The following is a 23714-nucleotide window of genomic DNA, read 5'->3' as shown; positions in this document are numbered from 1 at the left end:
TGACAAGTAGCACTATTTTTAAAGATCCTAACAAATTCTTTATTATTTGCATAAAGAATAGTATTTATTAGCTTTTTGATGTCTCTGCTATCATGATATAATCTTAATCCTTCAGCTAATACTAGCTCAGCACTTTTAGCAAAAAAATCATCTAATTTTGGATTATAATTACTAAAACTACTTGCTATATCATTAAAATCCCAAATTTCATGACAATCATTACACGGCAGCCATGCTGAAGTATTCTCTTGCAAGGGATTGTAGCTTCAGTATTTTTAATATACCCTTTCTCTGGAATATTCCATGAAGTGATATAATGAATAATTTTATGACTTAATATATGAATCTATTGTTTTTTTAAGCTGATAATACTGATGAATTTTTTTGCATCATATTGCTTAAATAATTGATCTAAATCCTCTGCGTCATTAACCTCTCCAAAATCATTTGTAAAAATTTCTTCTTGTTTTTCCTTACTTAATTGGTTTGCATATTCCTTAGCTTTATTTATGTCATTATTTAAGTAAAGCAGCATTTATTCCAATTTCTAAAGTTTCTTCATTTGCATCTTCTGCCATTAACGAGATGCTGGCAGCATTAAGGACTTCTGTTATTTCTTCTTTTTTTAATGTATTTGCATTATAAATTATAGAATTTGGATCAGGAAAAGCTGCTAAAGTAGATAAATTTAAACTTTTATAAATAGCAATGTTGTTAGGAATGTTATTTAATATATTACGTGCTATATCCAATTGTTTTGTATAAATGGCAACCGAAAGTACAAGTAACTCATCAGTATTATTGACATCAGTTTTTTTAATTATTATATTTAAATCCTTTGCTAAACGTATTTTTTGTGCAATTTTTCTCTCATCTGAAAGAGCAGTATATTTATAACGCTCAAACCTTTGAACGTGGTAATAAATTTTTAGAATTCATTGTCTCTAATTTTTCATTGGTGATATTATTTAAGTCTCGACCTAATTTTAGTAAAACTTTAAGGCTACCTTCAAACATTTTATTTAGTAAATTTTCTATATTTTTTGAATCAGAGTGATAACCATAGATAGCCCATAAATTATATATGATTTCTTCCTCTTCAGCTAACCAACCCTATCTATTGCACTATTATAATATTTTATAGCAAGTTCTAACTGGCCAGTTTTATAATAAACAACTCCTAAGTTATACTGACACCAACCTATATCTTTGGCATTTACTTGATCATCCTATAGTGATATTGCTAAGTGCTGCCGTAAGCAATTCTTTAGCTTCATCTAAGTGATTATTATTAATTAACATGGTAGAGAGCGGTAATATTGTAATAATGCTTTATATGAGGTGTTAAATCTTTAATAATTTTATCTCCATACTCCATTTTGATATAAACTGATTGATTAACTCAAATAAAGTATTGGTATAAGCTTTATGAATTTGAAATTCGTATTGGGAATATATTAAATTTAAATCTATATTTGCTTTTGACAATATATCTATAAATAATTTTTCTGCTACTTCCACATGGTTATTCATTATACTGCAATGTATAGCAGTGATCATCCCTTAAAGTTGAAGAAAATATTTATAAAATTAATAGTTTCGGGTTCTTTATTTACAATAGAAGTACTATAAGTTTTGGGGCTTATAAAAATGCTAATTTCTTTATTCGTTTTTAATGCAACATGATATTTGCTTAAGGGTTCTTGCTTGCAGCACTTTATGTTCTTGAATATTTTTATATTCATAATTATCAAATAAAGTTTTTAGTGTATTAAGTTTTAGGCTTGTTACTTGTGGAATACCCAATTTTTTGTTGTTTTGCTATCTAAAGAGTTTAAAAGAGTTGTTGCTATTTCTGCACTGGCATCTATAGAACTTTTTACATTTTTTAATGGTTCTATTCATTCCCCCGCTACAATCTATTATTTTATTGTGTGACAATGCTATAGGATTAAATTTTAAAGACTTTTTTGATTTAAACTTGAGACTGCTGAAGATTTAGGATTTTTTATCATAATAAATACTTATTAATAAATAGGCATATATTATATAAGTAAATCCACTATTTTGTAAAGAAAATACTAATTTTTTAATTAAAATTAATAACTTGAAGCATTTCTCTATTGGTATTTCACCTCTGCTATTTTAACTCTTAATAAACACCAATTCGTTATCGGATGAGTATTTAGTACTAAAAATGCATAACCTAAATATGAGAAATTCTTAAGTAGCTCAGGTGAGTCAATTAAGTTGTTAGCAATAACCTTGACCATTGCCACCCGAGTTTTTTTAGCATTTATACCGATTGTTGATAATTTAGCGTTCCTATTTTCTTTAAAATGAACGTTAACTAATTGATATTTAAGTTTATTACAGATGAATATTCTTGTGATGCTAGGTTGAGTAAATATTTATTTTCCTGTTTAGCAAGAATTTTATTAATATAATTAGTGACTTCATCTTGCCAAAAGTTTGTTAAATTTATTTCATTTAATTTTGTTGCCATTTCTAATCTATACGGCTTAATAAGTATCTAGCGGTTTTAAGACTCCGTAAAGTCCTGATATAATAAGCAAATGTGATTGCAGGAAATTTAATTCGTGGTTAGTTAATTTTTCTATATGTATATTATTAAAAACATCTCCTGCATAAGCAAAAATAGCCACTTTACTTCTTTATTTATAGTGCAAGTTTTGCACTTATATTCATTATTTTCGATAATTGATTCTCAGAATAGCTTTGGAGTGTAGAAAGTAATTGATTAGTTAACGTAAGGGACATTGGAGTTGTCAGCTCCGTCTTGGGAGCTAACTTCTCGAAATTTAGAGTTTTAGCAGAAGAAATAATAGCAAGCATTTCTATCTAGCCGGAGTACTCGGAAGAGATGAAGTAGTGCTAGCGATATTTCTGTTGGTACTATCGATTGTTTGCATAATTGCATAGCTTGGATCACCGTCAAGCTCTACTACTTCTTTGGGTTTTGTAGTTTTTTGACCGGTACAGCCAATTAAAGCTATAGAAGCAAATAAAATTATTAAATATCTTATCATAAATACCCTGTTTTAATTTTACACTTAAGATAGCTGCCTATTATTATAATGTCAAGTGAGAGGGAAATTTTATTACCCTACCCTATAACCTTTCAGTAATAGTCTAAAGATTCTTCATAATATTTTAAATCTAATTCTGCATAATTTAAATTAGGTTCATCTTCGCTTCTTTCTATTTCGGGTTTAGGTTTAGGCTTATCATAATTTTTTCTAGTTTTTAAATAATATTCTAAAGTTTCTTCATATTCCCATCTAGGTAGAGGGTGATTATCAGATTCTTTTTCTAAATATATCATTATTGATGATGTTTTTTCCTTTAAAGATTCATTACATAATTCTTCAACAATAGGATAATATTTTTTCTTATTCAGATACTAAAGGCATGATTGCTGGTTTACTATCATTTAAGTAATTATATGATGCTTCAAAAAAAGAATCATATTTCCTATTACCTATAATATCGTGATATATAAAAGAGTCTATATTAAGTGCTTGAATAACCAGCTGCCCATCTATCGATAATATTTTTTTGAAGAGTTCTAAATCTTCAATATGAAGACCCATGGAAAAATATTATTATGTAGTACCATGCTTTTTATTATTTATTTGCCACTTCTCTATAGTACTATATTTAGCCTATTCCATAACTTATTTACTCCTTAAATAAATTTTTAGGCATTCTGTAATAAACTGTATTATAGAATTTTTCGCTTTCAGGAAATTTGCGTTTGCGGATAGAGAAATTACCGAAATTTCTGATTTCGATACGCTTTTGTTCTTTAAGAGATTCGTTTAAATAATCTAAAATTAAATCTACTGAATCTTTAACATCTTCTTTAGAAAAAGAATTCAGCTTATCATGTATTTTATCTATTAAAAAATCGCTTTGATTCCATTAAAACTATTTTTAAAAAAACTAGGTGCTATACTGTCAAAATCTTCAAGTATTATGTCCATTAATTTTGGTTTTGGTTTTAATTGATAATCTTTAACTAGTAGATTAACATTAATTTTCTGAACTTCCTGTAACCATTTTAATGCAGTATCTTCCGAGCCTATAGCATCCACAAGCTTTAACTTTAAAGCCTGACGACCTGAATATACTCGTCCGTCTGCGAGCTTTTTTACTTCTTCTATAGGAAGATTACGCCTCTCTGAAACAAGTTCAAGGAAGAAATTATAAGTATCTTCTATATTTTCCATAATGGTTACCCGCATTGCTTCCGTCAGTTTTTCGGTAGGATTTGGTACAGCTTTTAATTCACCAGATTTGAAATTATTAAACTTAATCCCCAATTTTTGAGCAAGCTCCGTTACCTCGGCTGTTTGTAGTATTACACCGATTGAACCCGTAATAGTCCCGTTATGGCTGATAATATAATCACCTCCAAGAGAGATTAAATAACCGCCGCTTGCAGCCATTGTTCCCATAACTATCACTACCGGCTTTTTTGCGGATATTTTACGCAGAATATTATAAATTTTTTCAGAGCCGACTACCGTACCGCCGGGAGAATTTACGTTAACTATTAACGCTTTAATATGAGAATCATCGATTATTTTTTTGAGCTTTTTGTCACGCTTTTCGTCTTCAAGAATTATTTCGTCTATTAATATGGAAGCTATATAGTCTTCATTACTATTAATAGGTAAAACCTCTTTTGGAGCAAAATCTTTACCGACTAGTAAAAATACGATCACAATTAAAATAATAGCCGCTAGCTTCCAAATTAACAAACGAGATTTTATTTGTCTTCTTTCAATTAAATAATCAGGTGTTATACTCATGATTTTATATACTTTTTTAGAATACTATAGTCAATTCAGACCTATACTGTGACAGGCATGAGGAGCGAAGCCTATAATAATAGGCGAGCCGACGAACAACTAAGCACAATATAGGTATCAATTGACTATAGACCGTTCTTAGGACGTTCAGGACTCTTCATCATCTCAAAAAACTCACCGTTAGTTTTAGTATTTTCAAGTTTTTTAAGTAAAAATTCTATTGCTTCACTGCTACCCATCGGATCGATAATACGACGAAGAACCCACATTTTATTTAATATTATTTTATCTACTAATAAATCTTCTTTTCTAGTTCCTGATCTAGTTATATCAATAGCCGGATAAATACGCTTATCGGCAATCTTACGATCTAGAACTATCTCGGAATTACCCGTACCTTTAAACTCCTCAAAAATTACCTCATCCATACGAGAACCGGTTTCAATTAAAGCCGTACCGATTATAGTAAGCGAACCACCGTTTTCAATATTTCTTGCTGCTCCGAAAAATCTTTTAGGTCTTTGAAGAGCATTAGCATCAACACCGCCCGTTAATACTTTACCTGATGACGGCACTACGGTATTATAAGCACGAGCTAAACGTGTTATCGCATCTACTAAAATTACCACGTCTTTTTTATGTTCTACTAAACGCTTTGCTTTTTTGATAACCATTTCTGCAAGTTGCACGTGCCTACTTGCCGGTTCATCGAAAGTAGAGCTAACAACCTCCCCACGCACGGAACGTTGCATATCGGTTACTTCTTCAGGTCTTTCGTCTATTAACAGTACTATTAAAAATACTTCCGGATTATTGGTTGTAATTGCATGTGCTATATTTTGTAATAATACGGTTTTACCTGTACGAGGCGGTGCTACTATTAATGCACGTTGTCCTTTACCCATAGGGGCAACAAGTTCAATAACCCGTGTACTAAAATCCTTACTATCTTTACTATTATTTTCAAGTTCTAATCCTAATTTTTCATCAGGATATAATGGGGTTAAATTATCAAAATGAACACGATGATAAGCTTTAGAAGGGTCTTCAAAATTTACTCTATTGACTTTCAGTAAAGCAAAATAACGTTCTCCAGCTTTTGGAGCTCTGATCTGACCTTCTACAGTATCACCGGTACGCAGACCAAAGCGACGAATCTGACTAGGAGAAATATAAATATCATCAGGGCCTGCTAAGTAGTTTACTTCCGGCGAACGTAAAAAACCAAATCCATCAGGTAGTACTTCAAGTACCCCATCTCCCACTATTAAACCTCCCTGCTCTACGGATTTTTTCAAAATTGCAAAAACTAATTCTTGTTTAAGTAATGAATTAATATTTTCAATTTTTAATTCTTCTGCTTGAGCTTGTAGTTCCTCCGGTAATTTACGTTTTAATTGTTTTAAATTAATAATATTACCGTTCTCTGCAAAATTATTATGATTGTTATTGGATTCGGTATTGTTAAGTTCTGCTGTGGATTCTTTATTAGTTGTGTTCATTATTTTATTATTAATAGATTATAATTGAAAAGTTGAGTTAGCAATTAAGTTTAAAGGTAAGTAATATACTTATTTAAATTAGGAATCAAATTAGATTTTTAGAAAGTTTTATTTATTCTTGCGGTTTGAAGAATTATTTATCTTGTTAGCTTATAAGAGCTGTCTATGTATGTAAAAGCATACTAACAACGTTAATAGCACATTGTCAACCCAAATCGTCATTGCGAGCAGGTAATCGATAAATGGTCATTGCAAGAAAATTACGAAGCAATCTTAGGAGTTTATTATTATTTTATGAGATTACCGTACAGCTTACGGCTTGCGTAGCTCATGATGACCCTGGTAACCTCTTCTCGCAATGACGGATAAATCAATCTACGTAACTCTAGCAATCCTTTGATTTTAACAATAACACATTTGTATTAAGTAATGGGATGCATACGTTTTTAACTTCATTTAATAAGGCCTCATTGCTTATTTCTTGGTTTAATTCGCTGCGTACCGCATCAAATATTTCTCTTAAACTTTTCTCTTCTACCATATATTTAAAAATATATTTAGTGCTTCTAAATATCGACATTGAGATATTAACATTATTTAATATCCCATTATTAATAGTAAAATTAATAGCATTATTTACTGCTAAAGGATTAGATTCCAAATGCTCATAAATTTGTTTAGCAAAATTGGCAATATTATGGAAGTACGGTATATTATCAAGGTCATCAAGAGAGGCTACACTGTCTTTTTGATTTGATACGTAAAATGAATGTTTAATAATATTACCGGTAAGTATTTCAGAAATTGCTTCTCTAGTTACTTTATCCATTTTTTTAACTTTTTGTAGAAGTGAAAAATCTTTTATATAATTTTCCGGTCTTAATAAAATTTTCTCTAAAGGATCAAGGTAATCAACAAAATTTAAGCTTGCTTTTTCTACGAATTCATATAACTCAGGAACGGAATAGGCTCTATCCTGTTTGTGCAAGAACATATCATAAACTCCGACGTCACCGTAATTTTGGTAATCTGAAAATAACTCCCAACCTCTTTTATACCAGTTAGTAGCAGGCAAATTATCTAGAATTAGCTTCCCGTTCATTACTTCTTCGACACGGCTTTTAGCATCTTTATTTATCATTTTCATTAAATCCTGAATTTGATAAACACCGGTACGTCCGTATTTAGCATATACCATTAAACCCATACCGCCTGTCGGCTTTAAAGAATCTTTTAGATTTTTTAAACCTTCATCAGGATTTGCTAAATGATGAAGCACGCCGGTACAATTTATATAATCGAATTTTCCAAGTTTTAGATTAGGTATATTTAATATTGAATCATTAATCCATTTAATATTCTTAAGACCTCGTACTTCTGCACGTTTTTGTGCTACTTCCATGCTAGCCTTGCTGAAATCTAGATATATTATTTCAGCATTTTTATCTTTTAACTGCTCGGCAAGATAAATAGTCGAATCACCGGTGCCGCCGCCTGCTATTAAGCATCTAAAATTATTATTAAAATTTTCTTTTCCTTGATATAGAAAATGGTTTAATTCTCCTAAGAACTCACCGCACATTGTAAGTAAACGTTCTTTTTCTTGATTTGGGTCTCTGAAAGGATAAGGATAATCTTGATAATGCTCTTGTACTTCTGCTAAGTCTTTAGAAATTGTAGTATTTTTTGTTTTCTTTAAATTGCTCATAAATTATTATTTTTTAAGTTGTTATTGTATATACTTGCTATCTACTCTTTTAGAATTATATCTTTTATAATTAATTGAATAGTATAATTATCTTGCCAGTTATTAGTTTTTAACGTTCCTATTGCGGCAATATTTTTTGCTTTAGGACTTAATAAAACATCTTCAAATGCAGTTCCTACCGAATTAAAAGCAATAGCAGATAAGGCTTTATTACCAAAGCCTCGCTTATTTGGAACAAGCATACATTTGATATGCTTACTTCCAACGATATCCGCTTTTAATACAAATAAATCATCGAATTTAAATATAGGCTCATGATTTCCTTGGCCGAAAGGCTCTAAAGTGTTTAATTCCTCCATTAAAGGGAAATTCACACTATTAACCGTTAAATCAATATCATATTCCGCATGCTTATAATTTTCTAGTTTATTTATACTAATTCTAAAAGCATTATTAAAAAAATTCTGCAATTCTTGTAATTTGTCAGCAGTTACGGTAAAACCTGCCGCCATAGCATGACCTCCGCCTGCTATTAGCAAATTTTTGCTTTTAGCATTGATAATTTCAGCACCAAAATCAATACCTAAAATAGAACGGCATGAAGCTTTACCAATCCCGTCATTTAAAGCTATAACTGCCACCGGCTTATCAAATTTTTCTTTTAATTTACCGGCAACGACTCCTATAACGCCTGGATGCCATCCTTCTTTTACGATAAATAATAAACTACTATCTTGTTGTGTCAAAGCAATTGCCATCGCTTCTTCTATCATTAATAACTCAATTACTTTACGCTCATTATTATGTTTTTCAAGTTCTTCAGCTAATTTATTTGCTTCATTAGAACAACTAGTAGATAGGAGATTAGCCCCTAAACTTGACTTTCCTACTCTACCGCCCGCATTGATACGCGGACCTAGAATAAACCCTAAATGATAACATTTTGGTATTTCATTAAGTCCTGCCATATCATATAATGTTTTAATCCCTATATTTTGTCTTTGTTGCATTACTTTCAATCCGCTTGCAACAAATGCACGATTTAAGCCTGTTAATTTCATCATATCGCAAACAGTACCAAGAGCCACTAAATCTAGATACTTCATTAGATTAGGCTGAAGCATTGTTTGCGTGAAATAATTTTGCTTCTTTAAATTCGATAATATTGCAGTTGCAAATAAGAAAGCAACTCCTACAGCTGCCAAATGTTTATATTCGCTTTTTTCATCAATACGATTTGGATTTACTATAGCTACTGCATCAGGTAATATTTCCGTAGCTATATGATGATCGATTACTATAACATCAAGGTTAACGCCTTTTGCGTATTTTAGGGCTTCATGTGCCATAGCACCGCAATCAACCGTAATTAATAATTCTGTGCTGTTATCTTTAATTTTTTGCATAGCAAAAGGAGTTGGACCGTATCCTTCAGCTATACGATCGGGAACATAAATATCACATAGTATATTTAAATCTCTAAAAATATTTTTAAGTAAAGCGGCTGAAGTAGCACCGTCTACATCATAATCAGCAAAGATACATATTTTTTGGTTATTTAAAATAGCTGTAACGGTTCTATCTACAGCCTTTTCCATATCAAGTAGATGAAAAGGATCAGGTAATAAATTTTTGATTTTCGGTATCAAAAAATTTTCTACTTCCTCTAGATTATTTACTCTTAATGATACTATCCTAGCAAGTAAATCACTAATTTTAAAACTACGACATAACTCGGTGACTATATCTTCGTTAATCAGTTTCTGCTGCCAGATTTTACCGTTTATAGATGCTTGTGGTTTCATTTGTTTATTAGGCTGTATTTTTGCTGTATATCCCCAAAAGTTTTTTAGCTTCATCATCTGCAATTAAAGCTTCAACAAACTCATCTAATTGTCCGTTTTTAACTACTTCATCTATCTTATAAAGTGTTAAGTTTATTCTATGGTCAGATATTCTTCCTTGTGGGAAATTATAAGTACGTATCCGCTCCGAACGATCTCCCGAACCTACCTGCCCTCTTCTGCTATCGGCTCTTTTTTGTTCCTTTTTACATCGTTCTTCTTCATAAATTCTAGCACGTAGAATTTTTAACGCCTTTGCTTTATTTTTATGCTGTGACTTCTCATCTTGCAAGGCTACGGTAATACCGGTAGGGATATGAGTTATACGTACGGCAGAATCGGTAGTATTAACGTGCTGTCCACCAGCCCCTGAAGCTCTATAAGTATCGATTCTTAAGTCTTTATCTTCAATTTGAATATCAACCTCTTCAGCCTCAGGAAGTACTGCAACCGTTGCTGCCGAAGTATGAATACGTCCTTGTGATTCCGTTTCCGGTACTCTCTGTACTCTATGAACGCCTGACTCAAATTTGAGCTTAGAGAATACACCTTTGCCTTTTATTGACGCCGATGCTTCTTTATAACCGCCTATTCCCGTATTGGAAATTGCTAATATCTCAAAACGCCATCCTTTTAACTCAGCATATCTTTGATACATGTTAAAAAGTACGGCAGCAAAAAGTGCAGCTTCTTCTCCGCCGCTTCCTGCTCTAACTTCAATAATAGCACTTTTACTATCCGCATCATCTTTCGGTAATAAAGCAATTTTTAGGGCTCTTTCAAGTTTTGGTAACGAATTTTCAAGAGTGTGTATTTCGTCTTCAATCATTTTTAAAGTGGCATTATCAAGTCCCACTTCTAGCTTTAAATTATTTGCTTCTTCAAGCTCAGATTTAGCCTTATTATATTCTTTAATTTTTGCTACAACATCTTCAAGTTCTGCATATTCTTTAGATGCCTTAACAAACTCGTCTCCCATAATGCCGGAAGATAGTTTGTTGCCTAAATTTTCGTATTTATCTAAAACTTTTGCTAAATTATCTGAAAAACTCATGTTATTTTATTGTAATTTGTTTATGGGTGAGATTTCAACGTTATTATGAGAAGAAACTGAAAGTTTCGACGAAGCAATCTTAGGATATTTGACGAGATTGCCATGCGGCCTATGGCTGCTCGCAATGACGATTTATATCAACATCAAAACCGGACTCTCTATAAACTTTTTAAATGCTGTCAAGAACTCAGCACCGACTGCTCCGTCTACTACTCGGTGATCGGCAGAAAGAGTTATGTCCATAATTGTTGCTATAGTTATTTGATCATTCTTGACTATAGCACGTTTTGCACTAGCTCCGACGCCCATTATACAACTTTGCGGTGGGTTAATTATAGCATTGAAATTCTTAATACCATACATACCGAGGTTAGAAATGGTAAACCCTCCGCCCTGAAATTCTTCAGGGGTTAATTTATTATCTTTTGCTTTCTTTATTAATTCTTTCATTTCACGAGATAGTTCTAGAATGTTTTTTTGATTGGCATTTTTAACTATCGGCGTAACAAGCCCGTTCTCAATCGCTACCGCTACTGAAATATCGACATTATTGTAATATTTAATTGCACCTTCTCCCCAGCTAGCATTGGCATTTGGCACTTCTTGTAAAGCTTTGGCTACTGCTAAAATAATAAAATCATTAACCGATATCCTTGTTGATTTATCTTCAGAAGAAGATTTATTAATGTCTTCTCTTATATCTAACAATTTATCGACATTACATTCTATAGATAAATAAAAATGTGGAACTGTTTGTTTAGATTCAAGCAGACGCTTGGCTATAATCTTGCGGATATTATTATTTGGTACTAAACGATATTCTTCAGGATTTCTGCTAACTATTTTATTATGAGCAGTGCTAGGAGTATATGATAAGATATCCTGTTTGACTATTCTACCGTGTGGACCGCTACCTTGCACGCTCTCAAATCTAATATTTCCCATTTTTGCAAGTCTTTTTGCAAGCGGTGAGGCGAATATTTTACTAGCATCATGTTTTATAACTGTTACCTGTTCTTCTATATTAGCTATGTTTTCATTGGGTTTCGGAAGATTAGCATCTGTTTTCGGTGACGGTGATACACTATTATTTTTTTCAATAAACGCATCAATGTCCGTTTTTTCTTCTCCCTCTTCACTTAACACGGCAATTAAAGAGTTAACAGGTACATTTTGACTATTTTGTGGGATAACTATTTTGGCAAGTATACCTTCGTCTACTGCTTCTACTTCCATCGTTGCTTTATCGGTTTCAATTTCAGCAATTACTTCTCCAGGATTAACTTTGTCCCCTTCTTTTTTTAACCACCTAGCTAGATTTCCTTCCGTCATAGTTGGAGATAAAGCAGGCATTAAAATTTTAATCGGCATAACTTATTTAGATTTGATTTTTTATTGTTGTTATTACACGTCATTGCGAGGAGAGGCAAAGCCTCGACTACAATTCTTGAGATTGCCACACTCTCTACGTTCGCGCGCAATGATGATTTGAGTAGCTATTGCACCTTAATATCAGGGCTAACGATCATTATCATCTGCTTACCTTCCATTTTAGCATGCTGATCGATTTTAACGAGTCCTTCGAGTCCTACTTCTATACGTTTAAATAGTGCTTGACCGACCTCTTTATGAAGAATCTCTCGTCCCTTAAACCATAAAGAAATTTTTACTTTATCTCCGTCTTTTAAAAATTCTTTTATTTTTCTTAGCTTAGTTTCAAAATCACCTATACTAATATTAGGTTTAAATTTCATTTCTTTAAGTACGATGATTTTTTGCTTTTTGCGTGCTTCATGCAAACGTTTTTTGCTTTCGTACTTAAACTTACCAAAATCTAGAATTTTACAGACAGGGGGTACGGCATTTGGTGATATCTCGACTAAGTCAAGATCGGCTCTTTCCGCCATATCTAATGCTTCTCTAATATTTACGACGCCGTGCATTTCGCCGTTTTCGCCTACTAAACGAACTTCTCTAGCTCTGATTTCTCTATTAGCCTTAGGAAAATTATTTTTAGAAATAAAATTTCTCCGTATTGTGTTTATAAATAAATATATATTGCATTTAACTTATTTTATTTAAAATTACAAGTAAATAAAATATTTTATCTTTAATTTTATTTAGAAAGTTTTAAAAAAATTGAAACTATAAGGCAAATTCCAAATATTAATAAACAGATTCGTGTTAATTTAGTGACTCTTGCCTGTATTTTTAAGTTTTTTAGGTCTATAGCATGCTTATGAGCTTGTTCTTTTTGTGCCATATGCATTAATTCCTGTAAAGTACCGGGATAAATACTCTCATACTCACTGATTAAATCAATTGGCGGTAATATATGTTCAAATTTTTTACGGTAAAAATTATTATCAGGTTCGTTTACACTAAAAGTCTTAGCATAACCTTTATTTAATCTATTATTTTTGTTAAAAAAACGTTTAGTCTCTTTCATATTCCTTTTTTATTTTTTGAAATGTATATAATATATTACTTTCAACTATTTTAAAATAATCAATTAATTGCATTTCTTTTTTTTGTTGTTTGGAGCTTTTCATATTTATTATATTCTTTAGCTCTGCATATATTAGTTTTATAAAACTTTGTTTCATTGATTATACTAAATTTATAAAATCTGTTTTTGGTATTAACGGTTCGCCCCTAAAATTTATAGCATTATTAAATTTATTGCAACAGGTTATAAAATTTTTATCACATTCGGCAGTAATTTTTACTTCCTCGGCATCTTTAACATAATCCGGTATAATATCCTCTAATATAATCAAATCACCGAAATTGCTTAGAACTTTACTGTTAAAACGATTTTCGCTGAATATGATTTGACCACCGTTATAATAGTCGTTTTCTTTATCTAAATCTAGTATTCTTAAACTTTCCTTGAGCATTTCTTTAACCTTATATATGCCACTATATAAAGCTTTATCTATTTTACATTGACTATCTCCGAAAACTGCTCTACATGTTTTGCTATATCGATTAATTATAGTCTGATTATATTTTACCGCTTCAGGTTTTAAATGTATTTTAAAGTTTAAATCGTATTTTGTATATAAAGTGCAATAATATGTAACGAAATGCTCAAAAACCTTGTCAGTATATATTATTATTTTAACAATAGCATTATTAAAATCCATTGTCGTCGTAATGCCGTTTTCTTCAAAAATAGCTTCAATGATTATATGGTTTTGTGGGGAATCGTTAAATTCCGCTTCTTTTAAATCTAAACCGGCATTCGGTAAAAAAACTCTCTCTTCACTTTTTATAGCATGATCACTATTTGTTAAGTTTAATTCCTCACCGCTAGGCTAGCTCGCTTAATTTGAAAACAATAAACAAAATTCGTAAGCTTTGTAAAATTACCTCTTCAATCGCAATACTCATATAATCACCTCCACTAACTCTATGTTGGATAACGCTATAGAACCGTCATTACAATAAGAATATTCAAAACTATCTATATATACTAAATCTAACTGCTACGTCAAAAGTAAAATCAGCAGTTAAAATTACATCTTGACCTAAGGGACTTGGTAAGGTCACTATACCATCGTTGTAATCTGCAATGCCCATAGTTCTTACATTATTAATATATAGAATTACACTATTATTAATCGGTTTAGTGATAACTTGTTCGTAAGGAGCAATAGGATTGCTATATATCTTCCTTAGCTGAAATTTATTTAAATTACCGTCCCCTTTAGCAATAACTTCGTTAATTCCTCTATAATCTGCATAATTCCTAAATCTCAAAGCAAAATTACTTCCACGTCTTGCTTTAAAAAAGCTATTAAATTGCTCAAATTCCGTACTGCTTAACCTTGCATTTTTGATTAAATATTTCTGACAGCCATAGTTGTGATCTAAATGTCTTGCTTCTCTACCAGATTTAGTTATAGCGTGAGAAGTAGAAAATTCCGGCTTCCTAACCACAAAACTTTCAATAAATTCCGGCATGCGTATATCGTGAAAATTCATAAGATACCTGAGCTGTTAATTAAAAAGCATAAGATAATTTTTAATTAAAGAGCGAAAATCTTCATTCATATCTATATTCCATCTTTTTATATCTATATGTATTGATATATTAGATTCGTCTAGTGCCTCCCTAATTTCAAGCAAAACTTCATAATTAATATCATCCATAATACAAAGATCAAGATCGGAGAATTTTTTTGCATTACCTTTAATCCTTGAATCGTAGGCATAAAATTTATAAGTATATTTCCCAAGTATAGAACGTAATATTAACAAATCTTGCTTTTCAATCTGAATCACTATATTTCTCCAAATTATTTATAAGCTCATTTAAAGCATCAGAAAAATCATCAAAAATACTAATTACTAGTTCTAAATTTTTTTCATTATAAGTATGAACCGTAATGTTACGAATCTCTATAAATTTAAACCATATTCTAGGGTCAGAAATCAACCAGCTAACCGCTGCTTCCCGAAATACATCCTTTAAAATATAAGGTGTTTTGCCGGATTTTTCACAAAAGCGTTTCATTGTTTTCCAAGCTAGTTCATAACAAAATTCAAAAGATTGGATACTGCCGGCTTTATTCTGCTCAGTTGTTTACGAAACTCTTCGAATTTCTTCCTTGATTTTAATAGACTACTTATATCTAGCCCTGCGATTAAATGCATTTTATACTCCTATTTTTTGCTTTAATAATGCCTGATAATTCATTATCAGTTTTGTACTGACTAAGTCTTTGCTAGTGTGAAACCCTATTTTATCGCTTATTTTACTAGCAAGGCTTAGAGCAAATATTGTGGTTTTTATCATTAGTAAAAATACATATTTCAAATTCCAGCTGCATTATATTTTGTACATTAGTAGATATATTATTAATATTCAATATATTAACAAGTAAGAACGGACATTTTGCATCCTGAACAACAGAAAAATATATTTTATTAATTTTAGTTTTGATTTCATTATCGTTTATAAGTAATTTATACAAACTTAGCTGCAAATTGTAGATAAAATCATGATACATATATTTCCAACGCTATTATATTTAAAAATTTACCCTTTTCTTCAACGTTAATAATTCGTTTAATTTCAAATTCCCGTTCTTTAAATAAAATACGCATTTTAGTAGTGATATTTTTAATAAATCTTATTTTAAATAAAAAATATCCTTCTGTTATTATATGTCCGAAGCTTATATTTTCTAGAGCAAGGAATTTACTATCGCATAGTGGTTTAATTTCGGCATAGCTTGTTAATTTCTCTACCCATCTATCCTCTTCCATTTCTTCTCCTGCAATATTTTTTAAAAATTTAATTTAATGCTGAAAATTTTTCACGACCGTTTTTGTTATTTTATTACCTTTTAAATTAAGTAAGATGTCATCCTAGCCCACTTGTAGTTGTAGGCGTTGCCTGCATGGATTGTTTATGTCATTCCCGCCTTCGCGGGAATGACATATAAGCATATCTAATTAAATACCCCACTCTTAATAGCTTCTTGGTTCACCACATCACCCCCTACTCTCTTTACGGCATAAAACTTTATAAAAGGCTTTTCAGTGTAAGGATCACGTATAATATTAATACCACTTCTATCTACTATTTTATAACCTGCTTTAAAGTCACCTATCGCTATAGCATTTCCCTTTTTATCTATAGGAGGCATAGCGGAGCTACAAACTACCAGTGCTCCAAATATAGTTTGCTTAAAGGAATCGGATAGTGAAGACTGCTAAATAAAACGTCCTTGGTGATCTTTAAGCTTCTGAATTTCTGATAAAGTAATACGATTCATGAGCAAAGTTGCATTCACTAAATATTCTTCTTTAAGGGAGTTTATAAAATCAAGCAGCCCATCGACGGTAATTTTATTACCCATCTTAATCTTCTCGATTTTATTATGGTCAGGTGATAAAATATCTCTAGGTTTTTTTATACCGTTACCATTGATAAACGCATTATTTTCCATTTTAACGAAACTATCACGCAATCTTTCGCCGAACCAATTTTCAACCCTAAGTTGTATCCTCAAGTAATGCCTGGCTAGCTTTAGACTGTGCATATAGTTTATGAACAAAAATACGCTGCTGCTTTAACTTCGCTGCCGGAGCCTCTTCTCGAGCTTCTACTTCCCCAATCCAGCCACTGCTAAATTTGCCGTCCTTGCTTATTATATCAAGTGCATTCGTAGAAATTGTTTCAATCGAAGCTAACTGCCTCATTGGTGATCTAGCATTTATTTCAGTGATGATACTGTTATATAAAGTCTGTAATATTAAAATGCCCACTGTTTCCGTACTACTATTTAGAGATGACTTTTGCATAAGCCCATTATCTTCGCCTTTACGTACGTAATTAATAAACGAGTTTTTTGTTCCTGATTTTCTATATTAATACTATTTGGTATTTCTAAAATATTTTGCATATTATATAGCTTTTCCTCCAACTCATTGATTTTATCTTGATATTCTACATCTTGACTTTTGGTAATATATAAAATTTTAGCATTTTGATTATCTGGAAAAGTAACAATGCTTATCTCTAAAAGCTCTGCTTTAGTAATTACTCTTTGCCTTGCATCATTATAAACCGAGCTTTTTATATAAAAACCTATAGATGATCGGTCTATTGCTCTTTGCTTTATTAGCTCTATCGCCACCATTCCTGCCTTGACCTTATTATTTATCACCGCTTCCATTTTTAAACCTTGATTATTTTCAGCCAAATAAGTAATAATCCCGATAGATTTTTTACTGTCGTGTTGCCAAAGAAATTTTACGTTATGATTAGAAGCATTTGCAAAAGCCCCCTTCACAAGTGTATCATTATGATGATCGATAAGATTATAAACACTCGCATAGCCAATAATTACTACCTCTTTATCAGTTATGGATTTTATTTCCATATTGTCGAAAGTTTGATTGCTGTAGATTATTTTTTTTCATATATTTATTACCTATTTTCTGTTGTCACCTCGTGACTTGATCACAGGACCTATTAAGATAATATAACTGAAAAAATGCTAACACTAAGAGGTGGGTGTTGTATGGATCGAAAAATACGGTGTCATCCCGTGGCTTGACCGGCTTTGTTGCATAGCTCGAAAAACCTACTCAATGTCATTCCCGCTTACGTGGGAATGACATAAACCTATCCACGCAACAAGGCTAACTTGACCACAGGATCCATAAAAAAATTTAAAAAGACTGGATCTATCTCACAAGTTGCTGGATGACAGGAGTAACATTTAAGATCTCAAATATTTATTATCATCAGTAGATTTTGTACCTATCAAAGGTACTTCTTTCAAGTTTTTCGGCTTCTTCTTCCGGCATTTCAAAAGATAATAATGTTGAATAGGAATATTCAAATTTACAAAAATGCCATGCTTTATCAAATTGCTCATTGCAATCTCTAATAATTTTTTTTAACATCATTACTTATGCATTTAAAATTACGATAATAAAATAACATATTAGAAGTATATAGTAATAGCGAGACTATCTAGCTACTTTTCTAAACACTTAGTATTAGTAATCATTCTTAAAGGAATATTTTGGCATGATTTATATCCAAGTTTTTGACCTATTAAAATAATATAATCACCAAAAACTAAATCCGGTAAAATATTGTAAATAGTACCGCTACAATAAAGCTGCGATAGAGGCAATATTGCCTCTTCTTCACCAAGTAGCATAGCACAGGTCAAATTTTCTACTGCCGACTCAAACAATAGATTAACTGCTTTTTTAGTATAAGAAGGCCATTTATCGTGAAAAACAAAAAACATTTCTTGTTGTCTTAAACCTGCCTTAAGCAACTGATTTACCGGTGATAGATAAAAGATTTTATTGGTTTTTATAGAATTAAACATTTTTTAACGAAGCAATTATTATTTTTTTCTGTATCTTCGCCTAACCCAAGAATCTCTATTTGTTGTGCGATATTTAATTCTGTCTGCTGTAAGGGAACAGGTGGTGGAGGTTCTTTATTATCAGCATTATTATATTTTGTCGGTTCATTTACTTTAGAAAGCAGCATTAACATGCTTAAACTGTCATTTTTTTAGGCTTATCTAATGGTCCACTTAATTCTAACGATGTTATCAGGTTATGTTAATAGCTCCGGAGTATTAGATATATTGTGTGACGTGTTATCGATAATACTGAATATGTCTTTTATTTCAGTATCTTTTATAAATTCAATAATAGCAGATTCAGCTTCCTTTTTTATTGCATTGGTTATTTCTAATTGGTTATTTCTGATTTATATTTTGACTTGGAGCTTATAATAACTCTAGTACATTTTACAGCCAAAACTTTAAGCCCTTCAGATAAAGGATCATCATTTTTATAATCCAAAACCATACAATTTTGATCACCGCATTTTTTCCCTATTAAAAGAATAAAATCTCCCTTAATAATATCTTTTTTAACTGATCAGCTGTTATAATAAAATTGAGATAAATAGTAAGCTGTCTCCCCTTGCCCGCAAAAGAATGTTTCTTTTAATTTTTTGATGTAATTCACATATAATGTTTTCGTTCTTTTAGTTTCTGATCTAATAAGTAGCCGGTTGATGTCTGTTATATATTGATCTCGTGCTGCTGTAAACATTGCATCAGAAGTTAATTTTTTATCTTGGTTATTTATCATTATTTTTATCCCTTTATTTTTTTAAGATATGGTGCAGTGTGTTGCGCCTGTTAGCCCGTAATCATCATTCTTAACATACTCTCTATATTCTTCTATTGGTTTTGAAGTTATAGATTGAGATTGGGCGTTAGTAGGCTTTATTATTGTTTCTGTTTCTTGAGGTTTTTGAATTATAGGTTTATGCTTATCTTTATTGCTACCCAATACGGTAAATTCGTTTATTGCTTCTTTACACTCAAAAACACTTTCATCGGTAATTAGATGGTACTCAGTGGGTAAAGTGCTATTAAAATCTGTTACAATTGATTTTAAATTAGAAAGAATTAAGTATTCAGGAACGGGAATTTTACACCATTCTCTCTGTACTGCATTCATATATCCATTTTCTATTATAGCTAGCTCTTTAAGTTCAGAGTAATCAGATATCCCAAAATCTTTTAAACATACAGAATTTGTTAACTTGCTATGATGTAAAAATTTTCCTATATTAATTACAATTTTTATTAAATTACTTAGTTGTTCCTTATTAATTCCAAGGTGATTTCCATTTTTATAAAATTCTGATAAATATGCACAAGCATCATTACTTCCTAAAAACATAGCACCTTGAAAATATAATATGGTATAAATTTTTCTTGTTGCTTAGAAATCTCTTCTTCCAGTAAAGCATCTTGATAAGATTTTTTACCTTTTTCATATAAATATTCAGGAGTTAGTTGTATAAATTTTTGAGCTGAAATAGGAGTTGCTTTCATAATCCATATTCCTATAATATATTACATAAATTATATTCTGAGGTTATTATTTTATTTCATCTTCGTCTATAGTTATTGAGGATACAAGCCCTGAATAGTCTATTGTTACAAATATACGGAGGCTATCAAGAGTGAGATTAAAATTTTCAATAATTTCATCCTCGTTAATTGCGAAAGGATCTTCACTATTTTGCTGTTGACATATTTCAATAGTTTTTACATGAGTAACAACACTTGGTTTGAGAAATTTTTCATTAATATTTACTGGCAATAAGGAGGTATTTATATATTTTTCATGCTTAAGTTCTCTTGACTAAGACCATAATATCTCTAAATTGTGTTATATTTATATTTTGAAGTTCATAATTAGGCATTTTTTTTTATTACTTCGTCATATAATTCTGCTAAACCTTCACATGCGTTATTATTACCCGTAAATAATGTACATTTAAAGCTTTTTCAATTTTATAAAAATCTTGCATTAATGTACGATGTTATTAGAAGAGAGTTTTTTAAATTCGTTTAATTGCTCATCATATGCATTTGTTAAAAACACTTGAGACAGATAACTTGGGTTGTTATTCTCTTGGGGCATATATTTATTACCTTGTTAAATTGGAGCTTAAGTAGAAGTTAACAAAAATTAAATCTAAAATTTAAATTTAGTAATATTTTTGCTAAAAAAAAGTTCAGCAGTGGAAAAAGAGATTATTTTTTTGGAAGGTAGTTGCAATATTATTCTGCCGGTATTATCGATATCTTTAAAAAGACCGTTTACTATATCATTTTGATATTTAATGCTAATATTTTCATATAACTTATAAGCATGTTCTAACCATTTTTTTCTAATAAAAGGAAAACCGTTATTATGCCAAATTTGATAATATTCTTCAAAATTTTCTATTAATATCTCAAGTAAAGCTTGCGGTTCTATGGGTGGTAGATTTTCGCTTATTAAGCTAGTAGTAGGCTGGTCGATATTATCAGGGTGATAGGTAATATTAATGCCGATACCGATAATAAGGTAATAATTATTTTCTACTTTAACAGATTCAAGAAGTATACCGGCAATTTTCCGACCGTTAATTAATACATCATTGGGCCATTTTAGTTGTATAATGTTATTTTCGTTCTCTATGTCATTCCCGCGAAAGCTGGAATGACATAGAGAACTATGGGAGTGACATAAAGAGGTTATACTATCATAAACGCTAAGTGCCATAACAAAAGATAATTGCGGCAATAATTCTAGCTCTTTATCAGGCTTTATTAGTAAACTTACATGTAAGTTACCTGACCTAGACTGCCAGTTTTTGCCGTTTCTACCACGTCCGTTAGTTTGAGATTTGGCAAGTACTGCATAGTTTGAATCAACTTTAGCATTCTGAGCCATTCTCATAGCCTCAGAGTTTGTACTGTCTAGCTTGTCAAAAACAATTAGTTTAAATTTACCGATATTCATTTTTTTAGTAGCCGTCATTGCAGGGAAAGGCAAGCTTTGTTGCATGGCTCGAAAAGCCCGCTCTATGTCATTCCCGCGAAAGCGGGAATGACATAAAAACACCTAACTCACCCTCTACTGACATGACTTGTAGCTACACTATGTTTGCTTTGAATTTTTGGTGCTTCGCTTTTACTCTTAGTTATAAAGCTTTCTAAATCTTGTTTAGTAAATTTAAACTTAGCAATATTTTCATCAAAGGTTTTAGTTTTATCAAATCTTACATCTTTATTTTTATCTATTCCAAGTACCTCAATGAAACTATCTTTTATTTTACTTGAAGCAGCAGTATCGTTTAAGGTATACAACAAAGCGTTCAATGAGTTTGTATCGGCTTTTAGTGTATTATTACGACTAGTTGCAGCAATAATTACATATTCTTTAAGCTTTTCATTTAATTCTTTTTCGTTTAATGCTCCGGTTTTACAAAATGATAATAACATCTTTGCTTTATCATCATGATTTTCAATAACTCCTTCTTGCCATTTAGAAGTATTATTTTCTTTTGACGGAATAAACATTTCTAACAATTTAGTGCCAAATGTTTTATGTAGATTTTTATTATCATAAACTTCATAAACATTTAGTAGAAATTTTTGATGGTCAAATATTTTATCTGCTTCTTTGCCAAGGTCATGATTATTCAAATGTTCTCTAGTTTGACAATATCCTTTAATATGCAAATAATCAGAATATTTTTGTGCATCTTTGAAATCCAAAGTATCTATTCCGGCAGTATCTAAAACAACAGTGTTTAAAGCATTTTCACGTAACTGCTCATTAGTTGCTCTTAGAGTTTCAGTATATTTAAATTTTCCTCCTACTTTTGCAAGCATCTTAAATAATATATCAGCTAAAAACTTTACGATATCACTTGGGCTTTCAAATTTTTTTGCACTATATATAGCAATATTTGCATTAGCTTCCATACCCGTACCAAAAGCCATAGCTAGAGTTCTACCTTGCTTTTTAGCTAAGGTAATCTCCTCCATATTATCAGTTACTGCTTTTGTATCAAATTCCGGTTCATTGCCTTTAAAATATTTTGTCGGTATATTATCTCTATATCCACCGTCGATATATTTTTTACCGTCAATTTCTACCGGCTTAAAAACAAGCGGTATAGAAGCAGAAGCACGGCAAGCTAAAGCAATTTCAACATTTGGCGTATCAAAGCTATTGAAAATAGTTAGTTTACTTGTCTCTTGCTGAGTTGCCGTAATTACTAAATCCTTATACTGCACTGGATCGTATTTTCGCAGTAACGCTATATCCTTAAAATATATTTTACCGTCTTTTTGGTTGTGTCTTTCTCTTAATTCATCAAGAGCTTTATCATCCTTAACATTTACTATATCTGATCTCTGTAAAAAATTTCCTATATTTTCTTTAATAACAAGTTCTAATAGAGCATATAAAGGTTTACCGTCTTTATTTAACTGTACTATACCCACAGAAAATCCTTTTTTTTCCAAGTAAAGTTTGCAGATTTGTATTTTTAGAAATTTCTTCAAATCGCTCAGGCGGTGTCCCAAGAGCTACCACTGTGGCAGTTATAGCACCAGCGGAAGAACCTGCTACTGCCTTGACATTATCTAAAATACCAGCTTTTTTTGCTGCTTCATAAGCTCCGGAATATATTGCTCCCTTAGCTCCTCCTCCACTAAAAGCTATATATTCGAGCTTTCTGTGCTTGCTCTAATTCCTGCAATGTTTTTGTTTGATTGCTAGAAGATTGTTGAGTTTTTTGTAGGTCTTTTAACTCCTCTAATATATCAGATTGCTCATTAACTATAGGAGTTTTTGACTCTTGCTTCAGATTATTAGTAATAGGATGTTTTCTTACCTTTATATCAGCCATAG

The 23714-nt window shown here is 31.3% G+C and carries 30 protein-coding genes and 6 pseudogenes; 1 reads left to right on the top strand and 35 read right to left on the bottom strand.

Going from position 1 to position 23714, the window contains the following annotated elements:
* Positions 1-8: 8 nt before the first annotated feature.
* From AB4K15_RS04215 to AB4K15_RS04195, 5 genes and pseudogenes are all read right to left on the bottom strand, one after another.
* Positions 9-260 (bottom strand): annotated as a pseudogene (locus tag AB4K15_RS04215) (type IV secretion system DNA-binding domain-containing protein); the annotation flags it as partial.
* A gap of 86 nt (positions 261-346) precedes the next feature.
* Positions 347-535, bottom strand: a complete 189-nt coding sequence (locus AB4K15_RS04210) for a hypothetical protein (RefSeq protein WP_500224588.1) — start codon at positions 533-535, stop codon at positions 347-349.
* Complete coding sequence (locus AB4K15_RS04205) at positions 516-752, bottom strand: hypothetical protein (RefSeq protein WP_500224590.1); 237 nt, start codon at positions 750-752, stop codon at positions 516-518. The genes AB4K15_RS04210 and AB4K15_RS04205 overlap by 20 nt, the downstream gene beginning before the upstream one ends.
* A 351-nt stretch (positions 753-1103) precedes the next feature.
* Entirely contained in the window at positions 1104-1205 is a 102-nt protein-coding gene (locus AB4K15_RS04200) for a tetratricopeptide repeat protein (RefSeq protein WP_084698838.1), read from the bottom strand.
* A gap of 139 nt (positions 1206-1344) precedes the next feature.
* A complete protein-coding gene (locus AB4K15_RS04195; RefSeq protein WP_500224593.1) occupies positions 1345-1560 on the bottom strand; it encodes a hypothetical protein in 216 nt (71 codons plus the stop codon).
* A gap of 258 nt (positions 1561-1818) precedes the next feature.
* On the opposite strand from AB4K15_RS04195, the pseudogene AB4K15_RS04190 reads away from it, so the two are divergent.
* A pseudogene (locus tag AB4K15_RS04190) lies at positions 1819-2031 on the top strand (hypothetical protein).
* A 114-nt stretch (positions 2032-2145) separates the two neighbouring features.
* Here AB4K15_RS04190 and AB4K15_RS04185 read toward each other — a convergent pair.
* The 30 genes and pseudogenes from AB4K15_RS04185 to AB4K15_RS04040 all read right to left on the bottom strand — a co-directional run bounded on the left by AB4K15_RS04185 (position 2146) and on the right by AB4K15_RS04040 (position 23712).
* Positions 2146-2856 (bottom strand): annotated as a pseudogene (locus AB4K15_RS04185) (YaaA family protein).
* A gap of 2 nt (positions 2857-2858) precedes the next feature.
* On the bottom strand, positions 2859-3050 hold the full coding sequence (locus tag AB4K15_RS04180) for a hypothetical protein (protein WP_014014380.1): 192 nt from the start codon (positions 3048-3050) through the stop codon (positions 2859-2861).
* A 92-nt stretch (positions 3051-3142) separates the two neighbouring features.
* On the bottom strand, positions 3143-3346 hold the full coding sequence (locus AB4K15_RS04175) for a hypothetical protein (RefSeq protein WP_032074257.1): 204 nt from the start codon (positions 3344-3346) through the stop codon (positions 3143-3145).
* Between the two features lie 67 nt (positions 3347-3413).
* On the bottom strand, positions 3414-3614 hold the full coding sequence (locus tag AB4K15_RS04170; RefSeq protein WP_032074256.1) for a hypothetical protein: 201 nt from the start codon (positions 3612-3614) through the stop codon (positions 3414-3416).
* Between the two features lie 88 nt (positions 3615-3702).
* Positions 3703-3924: an HU family DNA-binding protein gene (locus AB4K15_RS04165; protein ID WP_084698837.1), complete on the bottom strand. Its 222-nt coding sequence runs from the start codon at positions 3922-3924 to the stop codon at positions 3703-3705.
* The gene (gene sppA / locus AB4K15_RS04160; RefSeq protein WP_032074255.1) at positions 3924-4838 is read right to left on the bottom strand and encodes a signal peptide peptidase SppA; all 915 of its coding nucleotides are present in this window, start codon (positions 4836-4838) and stop codon (positions 3924-3926) included. Before sppA ends, AB4K15_RS04165 begins: the two co-directional genes overlap by 1 nt.
* 125 nt (positions 4839-4963) lie before the next feature.
* Entirely contained in the window at positions 4964-6340 is a 1377-nt protein-coding gene (rho, locus tag AB4K15_RS04155; RefSeq protein WP_032074254.1) for a transcription termination factor Rho, read from the bottom strand.
* 385 nt (positions 6341-6725) lie between these two features.
* The gene (locus AB4K15_RS04150; protein WP_032074253.1) at positions 6726-8048 is read right to left on the bottom strand and encodes a class I SAM-dependent methyltransferase; all 1323 of its coding nucleotides are present in this window, start codon (positions 8046-8048) and stop codon (positions 6726-6728) included.
* Positions 8049-8089: 41 nt separating this feature from the next.
* Positions 8090-9853 (bottom strand): single-stranded-DNA-specific exonuclease RecJ, encoded by a 1764-nt coding sequence (gene recJ / locus AB4K15_RS04145; protein WP_500225714.1) that lies wholly within the window; start codon positions 9851-9853, stop codon positions 8090-8092.
* Positions 9854-9860: 7 nt separating this feature from the next.
* Complete coding sequence (gene prfA / locus AB4K15_RS04140; protein WP_500224600.1) at positions 9861-10946, bottom strand: peptide chain release factor 1; 1086 nt, start codon at positions 10944-10946, stop codon at positions 9861-9863.
* 132 nt (positions 10947-11078) lie between these two features.
* Positions 11079-12317 (bottom strand): pyruvate dehydrogenase complex dihydrolipoamide acetyltransferase, encoded by a 1239-nt coding sequence (locus AB4K15_RS04135; RefSeq protein ID WP_032074251.1) that lies wholly within the window; start codon positions 12315-12317, stop codon positions 11079-11081.
* A gap of 125 nt (positions 12318-12442) precedes the next feature.
* Positions 12443-12931, bottom strand: a complete 489-nt coding sequence (gene infC, locus AB4K15_RS04130; RefSeq protein ID WP_500225713.1) for a translation initiation factor IF-3 — start codon at positions 12929-12931, stop codon at positions 12443-12445.
* A 131-nt stretch (positions 12932-13062) separates the two neighbouring features.
* Positions 13063-13395: a DUF2335 domain-containing protein gene (locus tag AB4K15_RS04125; protein WP_032074249.1), complete on the bottom strand. Its 333-nt coding sequence runs from the start codon at positions 13393-13395 to the stop codon at positions 13063-13065.
* Positions 13396-13555: 160 nt separating this feature from the next.
* Complete coding sequence (locus AB4K15_RS04120; RefSeq protein ID WP_500225711.1) at positions 13556-14224, bottom strand: phage/gene transfer agent baseplate hub protein; 669 nt, start codon at positions 14222-14224, stop codon at positions 13556-13558.
* A gap of 114 nt (positions 14225-14338) precedes the next feature.
* Positions 14339-14936, bottom strand: a pseudogene (locus tag AB4K15_RS04115) (phage distal tail protein, Rcc01695 family).
* 15 nt (positions 14937-14951) lie between these two features.
* Positions 14952-15236 (bottom strand): nucleotidyltransferase family protein, encoded by a 285-nt coding sequence (locus tag AB4K15_RS04110; RefSeq protein WP_032074248.1) that lies wholly within the window; start codon positions 15234-15236, stop codon positions 14952-14954.
* Entirely contained in the window at positions 15223-15510 is a 288-nt protein-coding gene (locus AB4K15_RS04105) for an HI0074 family nucleotidyltransferase substrate-binding subunit (RefSeq protein ID WP_048751055.1), read from the bottom strand. Before AB4K15_RS04105 ends, AB4K15_RS04110 begins: the two co-directional genes overlap by 14 nt.
* Positions 15511-15712: 202 nt before the next feature.
* The gene (locus tag AB4K15_RS04100; protein WP_500224603.1) at positions 15713-15928 is read right to left on the bottom strand and encodes a hypothetical protein; all 216 of its coding nucleotides are present in this window, start codon (positions 15926-15928) and stop codon (positions 15713-15715) included.
* Between the two features lie 25 nt (positions 15929-15953).
* Positions 15954-16223, bottom strand: coding sequence for a phage head closure protein (locus AB4K15_RS04095; RefSeq protein ID WP_500225703.1), 270 nt, complete (start codon positions 16221-16223; stop codon positions 15954-15956).
* A 185-nt stretch (positions 16224-16408) separates the two neighbouring features.
* Positions 16409-17002 (bottom strand): annotated as a pseudogene (locus AB4K15_RS04090) (phage major capsid protein).
* A complete protein-coding gene (locus AB4K15_RS04085) occupies positions 16956-17264 on the bottom strand; it encodes a phage major capsid protein (protein WP_500224606.1) in 309 nt (102 codons plus the stop codon). Before AB4K15_RS04085 ends, AB4K15_RS04090 begins: the two are co-directional and overlap by 47 nt.
* Positions 17246-17845: an HK97 family phage prohead protease gene (locus AB4K15_RS04080; protein WP_500224609.1), complete on the bottom strand. Its 600-nt coding sequence runs from the start codon at positions 17843-17845 to the stop codon at positions 17246-17248. Before AB4K15_RS04080 ends, AB4K15_RS04085 begins: the two co-directional genes overlap by 19 nt.
* A gap of 367 nt (positions 17846-18212) precedes the next feature.
* The gene (locus AB4K15_RS04075; protein WP_500224610.1) at positions 18213-18377 is read right to left on the bottom strand and encodes a hypothetical protein; all 165 of its coding nucleotides are present in this window, start codon (positions 18375-18377) and stop codon (positions 18213-18215) included.
* 71 nt (positions 18378-18448) lie between these two features.
* The gene (locus AB4K15_RS04070; protein ID WP_500224611.1) at positions 18449-18814 is read right to left on the bottom strand and encodes a hypothetical protein; all 366 of its coding nucleotides are present in this window, start codon (positions 18812-18814) and stop codon (positions 18449-18451) included.
* Positions 18799-18981, bottom strand: coding sequence for a hypothetical protein (locus tag AB4K15_RS04065; protein ID WP_500224613.1), 183 nt, complete (start codon positions 18979-18981; stop codon positions 18799-18801). Before AB4K15_RS04065 ends, AB4K15_RS04070 begins: the two co-directional genes overlap by 16 nt.
* Before the next feature lie 635 nt (positions 18982-19616).
* Complete coding sequence (locus AB4K15_RS04060) at positions 19617-20195, bottom strand: hypothetical protein (RefSeq protein WP_500224614.1); 579 nt, start codon at positions 20193-20195, stop codon at positions 19617-19619.
* Entirely contained in the window at positions 20186-20350 is a 165-nt protein-coding gene (locus tag AB4K15_RS04055; RefSeq protein ID WP_500224616.1) for a hypothetical protein, read from the bottom strand. The genes AB4K15_RS04060 and AB4K15_RS04055 overlap by 10 nt, the downstream gene beginning before the upstream one ends.
* A 46-nt stretch (positions 20351-20396) precedes the next feature.
* On the bottom strand, positions 20397-20621 hold the full coding sequence (locus tag AB4K15_RS04050) for a hypothetical protein (RefSeq protein ID WP_500224617.1): 225 nt from the start codon (positions 20619-20621) through the stop codon (positions 20397-20399).
* A 378-nt stretch (positions 20622-20999) separates the two neighbouring features.
* Complete coding sequence (locus AB4K15_RS04045) at positions 21000-21812, bottom strand: biotin--[acetyl-CoA-carboxylase] ligase (protein WP_032074312.1); 813 nt, start codon at positions 21810-21812, stop codon at positions 21000-21002.
* A 107-nt stretch (positions 21813-21919) separates the two neighbouring features.
* A pseudogene (locus AB4K15_RS04040) lies at positions 21920-23712 on the bottom strand (patatin-like phospholipase family protein).
* Positions 23713-23714: the final 2 nt, after the last annotated feature.

This window comes from Rickettsia aeschlimannii (genome assembly GCF_047973405.1).
In the GTDB taxonomy this organism is placed as follows: Bacteria; Pseudomonadota; Alphaproteobacteria; order Rickettsiales; family Rickettsiaceae; genus Rickettsia; species Rickettsia rickettsii.
The sequence above is the reverse complement of the archived record's forward strand: the minus strand, read 5'-3'. Positions and strand labels throughout refer to the sequence as shown.

Excerpts from the sequence above, each read along its gene's own strand:
- AB4K15_RS04210 (WP_500224588.1), bottom strand. The coding sequence starts at position 535 with ATGCTGCTTTACTTAAATAATGACATAAATAAAGCTAAGGAATATGCA.
- AB4K15_RS04195 (WP_500224593.1), bottom strand. The coding sequence starts at position 1,560 with ATGATCACTGCTATACATTGCAGTATAATGAATAACCATGTGGAAGTA.
- AB4K15_RS04180 (WP_014014380.1), bottom strand. The coding sequence starts at position 3,050 with ATGATAAGATATTTAATAATTTTATTTGCTTCTATAGCTTTAATTGGC.
- AB4K15_RS04175 (WP_032074257.1), bottom strand. The coding sequence starts at position 3,346 with ATGATATATTTAGAAAAAGAATCTGATAATCACCCTCTACCTAGATGG.
- AB4K15_RS04170 (WP_032074256.1), bottom strand. The coding sequence starts at position 3,614 with ATGGGTCTTCATATTGAAGATTTAGAACTCTTCAAAAAAATATTATCG.
- sppA (WP_032074255.1), bottom strand. The coding sequence starts at position 4,838 with ATGAGTATAACACCTGATTATTTAATTGAAAGAAGACAAATAAAATCT.
- rho (WP_032074254.1), bottom strand. The coding sequence starts at position 6,340 with ATGAACACAACTAATAAAGAATCCACAGCAGAACTTAACAATACCGAA.
- AB4K15_RS04150 (WP_032074253.1), bottom strand. The coding sequence starts at position 8,048 with ATGAGCAATTTAAAGAAAACAAAAAATACTACAATTTCTAAAGACTTA.
- recJ (WP_500225714.1), bottom strand. The coding sequence starts at position 9,853 with ATGAAACCACAAGCATCTATAAACGGTAAAATCTGGCAGCAGAAACTG.
- prfA (WP_500224600.1), bottom strand. The coding sequence starts at position 10,946 with ATGAGTTTTTCAGATAATTTAGCAAAAGTTTTAGATAAATACGAAAAT.
- AB4K15_RS04135 (WP_032074251.1), bottom strand. The coding sequence starts at position 12,317 with ATGCCGATTAAAATTTTAATGCCTGCTTTATCTCCAACTATGACGGAA.
- AB4K15_RS04125 (WP_032074249.1), bottom strand. The coding sequence starts at position 13,395 with ATGAAAGAGACTAAACGTTTTTTTAACAAAAATAATAGATTAAATAAA.
- AB4K15_RS04095 (WP_500225703.1), bottom strand. The coding sequence starts at position 16,223 with ATGGAAGAGGATAGATGGGTAGAGAAATTAACAAGCTATGCCGAAATT.
- AB4K15_RS04085 (WP_500224606.1), bottom strand. The coding sequence starts at position 17,264 with ATGCAAAAGTCATCTCTAAATAGTAGTACGGAAACAGTGGGCATTTTA.
- AB4K15_RS04080 (WP_500224609.1), bottom strand. The coding sequence starts at position 17,845 with ATGGAAATAAAATCCATAACTGATAAAGAGGTAGTAATTATTGGCTAT.
- AB4K15_RS04075 (WP_500224610.1), bottom strand. The coding sequence starts at position 18,377 with ATGATGTTAAAAAAAATTATTAGAGATTGCAATGAGCAATTTGATAAA.
- AB4K15_RS04070 (WP_500224611.1), bottom strand. The coding sequence starts at position 18,814 with ATGTTTAATTCTATAAAAACCAATAAAATCTTTTATCTATCACCGGTA.
- AB4K15_RS04065 (WP_500224613.1), bottom strand. The coding sequence starts at position 18,981 with ATGCTGCTTTCTAAAGTAAATGAACCGACAAAATATAATAATGCTGAT.
- AB4K15_RS04060 (WP_500224614.1), bottom strand. The coding sequence starts at position 20,195 with ATGTTTTTAGGAAGTAATGATGCTTGTGCATATTTATCAGAATTTTAT.
- AB4K15_RS04055 (WP_500224616.1), bottom strand. The coding sequence starts at position 20,350 with ATGAAAGCAACTCCTATTTCAGCTCAAAAATTTATACAACTAACTCCT.
- AB4K15_RS04045 (WP_032074312.1), bottom strand. The coding sequence starts at position 21,812 with ATGAATATCGGTAAATTTAAACTAATTGTTTTTGACAAGCTAGACAGT.